Annotated in this window: 6 protein-coding genes; 4 read left to right on the top strand and 2 right to left on the bottom strand. The window is 71.8% G+C overall.

Annotated features, from left to right (window positions below; all coding sequences use genetic code 11):
* Positions 1-331: 331 nt before the first annotated feature.
* On the bottom strand, positions 332-1,375 hold the full coding sequence (gene mgrA / locus BIU89_RS08460; protein WP_071245810.1) for an L-glyceraldehyde 3-phosphate reductase: 1,044 nt from the start codon (positions 1,373-1,375) through the stop codon (positions 332-334).
* Between the two features lie 90 nt (positions 1,376-1,465).
* Between mgrA and BIU89_RS08455 the strand changes: the two genes are divergently transcribed.
* From BIU89_RS08455 to soxR, 3 genes are read left to right on the top strand one after another with little or no spacing between them, the layout of a single operon-like run.
* Positions 1,466-1,921 carry an iron chaperone gene (locus BIU89_RS08455; protein WP_196783353.1) on the top strand — a complete coding sequence of 152 codons (456 nt, stop codon included), beginning with the start codon at positions 1,466-1,468 and terminating at the stop codon, positions 1,919-1,921.
* Positions 1,922-1,923: 2 nt separating this feature from the next.
* The gene (locus BIU89_RS08450; protein WP_035809656.1) at positions 1,924-2,967 is read left to right on the top strand and encodes a YdcF family protein; all 1,044 of its coding nucleotides are present in this window, start codon (positions 1,924-1,926) and stop codon (positions 2,965-2,967) included.
* 10 nt (positions 2,968-2,977) lie between these two features.
* Positions 2,978-3,511, top strand: coding sequence for a redox-sensitive transcriptional activator SoxR (soxR, locus tag BIU89_RS08445; protein ID WP_071245806.1), 534 nt, complete (start codon positions 2,978-2,980; stop codon positions 3,509-3,511).
* On the opposite strand, the gene BIU89_RS08440 is transcribed toward soxR, so the two are convergent.
* Positions 3,508-3,948: a MarR family winged helix-turn-helix transcriptional regulator gene (locus tag BIU89_RS08440; RefSeq protein WP_216852147.1), complete on the bottom strand. Its 441-nt coding sequence runs from the start codon at positions 3,946-3,948 to the stop codon at positions 3,508-3,510. The genes soxR and BIU89_RS08440 overlap by 4 nt on opposite strands.
* A gap of 46 nt (positions 3,949-3,994) precedes the next feature.
* Between BIU89_RS08440 and BIU89_RS08435 the strand changes: the two genes are divergently transcribed.
* The gene (locus BIU89_RS08435; RefSeq protein WP_071245804.1) at positions 3,995-5,239 is read left to right on the top strand and encodes a multidrug effflux MFS transporter; all 1,245 of its coding nucleotides are present in this window, start codon (positions 3,995-3,997) and stop codon (positions 5,237-5,239) included.
* Positions 5,240-5,353 lie beyond the last annotated feature (114 nt).

Raw genomic sequence — 5,353 nt, 5'->3', positions numbered from 1 at the left:
GTTCGTGACCGGTCGGCACGCGACCCGCGACGTGTCGCGACCACTCGGCGCGGGCCGACCACGCGACACGACGCGACCGGACGACGGACGGGAGGCGCGTGGCGGGGTGCCCCGGGCCTCCCGTCCGCCGCGCCGCGCGTCCACGGCCCCGCACCGGTCACGACACCCCGCCCGCACCCCGCGGTGCGGTCGTAGACCGTCGCCTGCGGCGCCGCCAGCCGACAGTTCGTGACCGGTCGGCACGCGACCCGCGACGTGTCGAGACCACTCGCGGGCCGGTCGAGCGACGAGATGCGACCGGCCGAGAGACTGCTGCGGCGTGGCGCTCGGGTCAGGAGACCTCGCCCGCGCGGGCTCCCGCCCACAGGTCGACGTCCGTGATGCCGACGGAGTGCTCGTCGATGACGCGAAGCTCCTCGTCGGTGAACGAGGTGTTCGACAGCGCGGCGACGTTGTCCTCGAGCTGCGACACCCGCGAGGCGCCGATCACGAGCGAGGTCACCCGCTCGTCCCGGAGCGCCCAGGCGAGGGCGAGCTGCGCGAGGGACTGTCCGCGCGCGGCCGCGACGTCATTCAGGGCGCGGAGGTGCTCGACGACCTCGGGCGTGATGCTCGACGCGTCGAGGGACTTGCCCGCTGCCGCGCGGGAGTCCTCGGGCACACCGTTCAGGTACTTGCCGGTCAGCAGCCCCTGCGCCAGCGCGGTGAAGCCGATGACGCCGAAGCCGAGCTCGCCGGCGGCGTCGAGCAGCCCCTCGGTCTCGATCCAGCGGTTGAGCATCGAGTACGAGGGCTGGTGGATGAGGAGCGGCGTGCCGAGGTCGCGGAGGATCTCGGCCGCCTGCCGGCTGCGCTCGGCGTCGTACGACGAGATCCCGACGTACAGCGCCTTGCCCTGCTGGACCGCGGTGTGCAGGGCGCCCATCGTCTCCTCGAGCGGGGTGGAGGCGTCGAGACGGTGCGAGTAGAAGACGTCGACGTAGTCCAGGCCCGTGCGCTGCAGCGACTGGTCGAGCGAGGCGAGCACGTACTTGCGCGAGCCACCGCCCTGCCCGTACGGCCCCGGCCACATGTCCCAGCCGGCCTTCGTCGAGATGACCATCTCGTCGCGGTAGGGCCGGAAGTCCTCGCGCATCAGGCGGCCGAAGTTCACCTCGGCGGCACCGTACGGCGGGCCGTAGTTGTTCGCGAGGTCGTGGTGGGTGATCCCGAGGTCGAACGCCCGACGGCTGATGGCACGCTGGTTCTCGAAGGGCATGTCGTCCCCGAAGTTGTGCCAGTACCCCAGGGAGAGCAGCGGCAGGTCGAGGCCCGAGCGGCCGGTCCGGCGGTACGTCATCGAGTCGTAGCGGTCGTCACTGGCGATGTAGGTCATGGGACGAGCCTGGCACTCGATCGGGCCCGGGCCTCGCACGCTTCGCTTCGCGGACCCATGATGGGTGCACCAGACCACGAGGAGACGACGATGGCACGGACGACGAAGACCGAGACCACCTTCACCGACGAGGAGCGCGCGGCGATGCAGGAGCACGCCGCAGAGGTCAAGCGCGCCCGCGGCACGAAGGGCACCAAGGCCGAGAAGGCAGCGGCCGACGCCGCTGCGGTCGAGGCCAAGATCGCCGAGATGCCCCAGCCGGACCGGGGGCTGGCGGAGCGCATCCACCGCATCGCGCTCGAGGTCGCGCCCGAGCTCGCGCCGAAGCTCTGGTACGGCATGCCCGCCTACGCTCGGGACGGCAAGGCGGTGTTCTTCTTCCAGGACGCCGCGAAGTTCAAGGCCCGCTACGCGACGCTCGGGTTCCAGGACTCGGCCGCGCTCGACGACGGCACGTTCTGGCCGACGTCGTGGGCGATCAGCCCCGAATTCTCCGAGGCCGACGAGGCACGGGTGGCCGACCTGATCCGTCGCGCGGTCGGTTGACGGTGCTCGGGCTGGGCGCCGCTCCCGTCTTCGCCCTGCTGTTCCTGGTGCTGTACGTCCTGGGGCGGCGACGGGACCCACGGATGCTCCGCAACGGGGTGTTCCTGACGGCGGCCGTGCTGTTCGGGCTCGCGACGGTCGTGGCCGTGCTCACCAGGGTGGTCCCCGGGTTCAGCCTGCTCGTCGCGGTGGTGCTGCTGCTCGTGCCGCTGGCCGTCGTGGTGCTCGGGGTCGCCCTGGTCGCGAACGGTCTGCAGATGCTCCGGGCCGAGGGGCGCAGCGTCGGCAACCTGCTGTCGCTCGCCGCCGGGGTGGCGGTGTTCGTGCTGCCGGCGGTCGCCATCGCCCTGCTCGTCTCGGGCAGCGGCGAGGGCTTCACGCTGTGGGACGGTACGAAGATCGCGATCGCCGTGCTGATGGTGTTCGTCTGCGGGTACTTCGCGCTGTCGCTGGTCGCGTTCGCCCTGTACTCCGTGGTCTACGGGCGGACGCGGCACGGCATCGTCCCCGACACGATCGTGGTCCTCGGCTCCGGGCTCGTGCACGGCGAGGTCCCGCCCCTGCTGCAGAGTCGGCTCGACCGCGCGCTCGGCGTCTACCGGGCCGAACGGGCAGCCGGACGCCGACCGCTCCTCGTGCCGTCCGGCGGACAGGGCGACGACGAACCCCGTCCCGAGGGCACCGCGATGGCGGAGTACCTGGTGGCGCACGGCGCCGACGCGGACGACGTCGTCGCGGAGACCGCGTCGCGGAACACCCGCGAGAACCTCCGGTTCTCGCGGGACGTGCAGACGGCCGCCGGTCGGGACGGCCAGATGGTCGTGGTCACGAACAACTACCACGTGCTGCGGGCGGCGACCCTGGCCCGCCGCCTCGATCTGCCCGCCCAGGTCGTCGGCGCGCGCACGGCGGCGTACTACGTACCGAGTGCGTTCCTGCGGGAGTTCGCCGCGGTGATCGTCGAGCACCGCTGGCTCAACGTGGTCGCCTGCACGCCGTTCGTGCTGTTCACCGGGTTCCTGCTCTGGGAGTCCTTCCAGCAGTAGGATCTCCACCATGGTCGAGATCCAGGCACCGCGGCCGACCGACCTGCTGCCCATCGGCGAGATCGTCCGCCGCACGGGCGTCGCCGCGTCGGCCCTGCACTTCTACGAGCGCAAGGGCCTGATCCACCCGGAGCGAACCGACGGCGGCACGCGGATGTACCCGCGGCACGTCGAACGGCGGATCGCGATCATCCAGGTGGCCAAACGCCTCGGCATCCCGCTCAGCGAGGTCGCCGAGCAGTTCGAAGCGCTGCCCGCGGACCGCATGCCCTCGCTGCGCGACTGGAACCGGTTGAACGGACGGTGGCGCGCACGGCTGCGGGCCCGCCAGCTCGAGCTCGAGCGCCTGCAGCAGGAGATGACGCAGTGCATCGGCTGCGGGTGCGTCTCGCTGGGAGCGTGTTCGGTCGTGAACCCGGGCGACACCCTGGGCGACGAGGGGCACGGCGCGCGTCGCCTGCTGCCGATCCAGGACGAGGCGGCGGACGACGCCGCCGACAACGACGCAGCCGCCGCCGCCGCCGCCGAGGACGCTGTCGCCTAGCCCGCGCGGAGCCCGTCGTCGATCCGCTGCAACAGCTCCAGCGCCTCGACCGCACCTCGTTCGTCGCCGCCGAGGGCCGTCCGGAGCTTGCCGGACCAGTGCCGGTAGAGCCGGTCCACGCTCTCCTGGGCCAGGGCGGTCGAGTGCAGCTGCACGGTCCGGGCGTCCGCCGGGTCCTGGCGCCGCTCGACCATGCCCTTCGCCACGAGCGACCGGAGTGCGACGCTGAGGTTGCTGCGCTGCAGGGCGGTCGCCTCGGCGGTGGCACTGGGCGAGGTGCCGGGGTTGCGGTTGATCCAGCGCATCACGAGCGCTTCGGTGCCGGTCAGCGGCACGATGTCGAGGGTCTCGGAGCCGTGTGGATCGATGTCACGCGCGATCCGGAGCAGGACGTCCGCGAACTCGGCGAGGACGTGGTCGGACACGGCGGAGTGCATGACCGTACTGTACCGATCTCCGGCGATGAGTTATGCTTTCATAACAATGACCACGGACACCGGAACCATCCGCGCGACGATCGCGACACCCACGACCAAGCAGCAGGGCATCACGACCGCGCTGCTCCTGGTGCTCGGCCTGCTCAGCGCCGTCGCCCCCTTCGCCACCGACCTGTACCTGCCGGCGTTCCCGCAGATGACCACCGAGCTCGGGGCGAGCGCCACCGCCGTCCAGCTCACCCTCACCGCGTTCCTGGTGGGCGTGACCGCGGGCCAGCTCGTGTTCGGTCCGCTGTCCGACCGATTCGGCCGCGTGCCGCCGCTCATCGCCGGTGCCGCGGTGTGCGTGCTCGCCAGCATCGCCGCGGTGCTCGCGCCGAACATCGGCGTGCTCATCGCGGCCCGCCTGCTGCAGGGCCTCGGCGGTGCGGCCGGCATGGTGATCAGCCGTGCGGTCATCTCCGACCTGGCCACCGGCAAGTCCGCCGCCCGCGCGTTCTCGCTCATGATGATCGTCGGCGGGGTCGCCCCGGTCGTCGCACCGCTGCTCGGCGGCCTGCTCACCGGTCCGATCGGCTGGCGCGGCCTGCTCTCGATCGTGCTCGGCCTGTCGGTCGTCATGCTCATCGCGGTCCTCGCCGTGATCCGCGAGACCCACCTGAAGGAACACCGCGACGCCCTGCGTGCGGAACGCCGTGGCTCCGGCTCGGCCCTGCGTGCCCTGCGCTCCCGCACGTTCCTCGGCTACACGGCGGTGTTCGGCTTCGCGTTCGCCGTGATGATGGCCTACATCTCCGCGTCGCCGTTCCTGTACCAGGACATGATCGGCTTCGGCACGGTCGGCTACGGCCTGGCCTTCGGGCTGAACGCCCTGGCGCTCATGGGCGTCAGCATCCTGTCCGCCAAGCTCACCGCGACCCGTTCGGTGACGGGCGTGCTGTCGCTCGGCATCGTGCTGGTGCTCGCGTCGACCGTGGCATTCGCGCTGCTCGTCATCTCCGGGGCGCCGGTCATCTGGCTCGCCGTGCCGCTGTTCACCGCGGTCGGTTCGCTCGGTCTGGTGCTCGGCAACGCCACGGCACTCGCCCTCGGTGCCGTGCCGTCGGCCGCCGGCAGCGCCTCGGCCGTGCTCGGTGCCCTGCAGTTCGGGCTCGCGGCGCTCGTGTCCCCGCTCGTCAGCATCGGCGGCTCGGACACCGCGGCGCCGCTGGCGATCGTGATGCTCGCCGCCGCCGTGGTGGCCGTCGTGGCACTGCTCGCGGCGCGCGGCCGGACCAGCACGCTCCGCTGACCCGGGACGCCACCGCCCGCTGACGCGGAACGACACTGTCGACGTCGTACGACATCGACAGTGTCGTTCCGCGTCGACCAGACCACCATCAACCGCCCCAGCCCCAGCCCCAGC

This window comes from Curtobacterium sp. MCBA15_005, from assembly GCF_001864855.1.
Taxonomy (GTDB): Bacteria; Actinomycetota; Actinomycetes; order Actinomycetales; family Microbacteriaceae; genus Curtobacterium; species Curtobacterium flaccumfaciens.
The sequence above is the reverse complement of the archived record's forward strand: the minus strand, read 5'-3'. Positions and strand labels throughout refer to the sequence as shown.

What these genes read in the sequence shown, in the direction of transcription:
- soxR (WP_071245806.1), top strand. Translation starts at nt 2,978, where the DNA reads ATGGTCGAGATCCAGGCACCGCGGCCGACCGACCTGCTGCCCATCGGC.
- BIU89_RS08455 (WP_196783353.1), top strand. Translation starts at nt 1,466, where the DNA reads ATGGCACGGACGACGAAGACCGAGACCACCTTCACCGACGAGGAGCGC.
- BIU89_RS08435 (WP_071245804.1), top strand. Translation starts at nt 3,995, where the DNA reads ATGACCACGGACACCGGAACCATCCGCGCGACGATCGCGACACCCACG.
- BIU89_RS08440 (WP_216852147.1), bottom strand. Translation starts at nt 3,948, where the DNA reads ATGCACTCCGCCGTGTCCGACCACGTCCTCGCCGAGTTCGCGGACGTC.
- mgrA (WP_071245810.1), bottom strand. Translation starts at nt 1,375, where the DNA reads ATGACCTACATCGCCAGTGACGACCGCTACGACTCGATGACGTACCGC.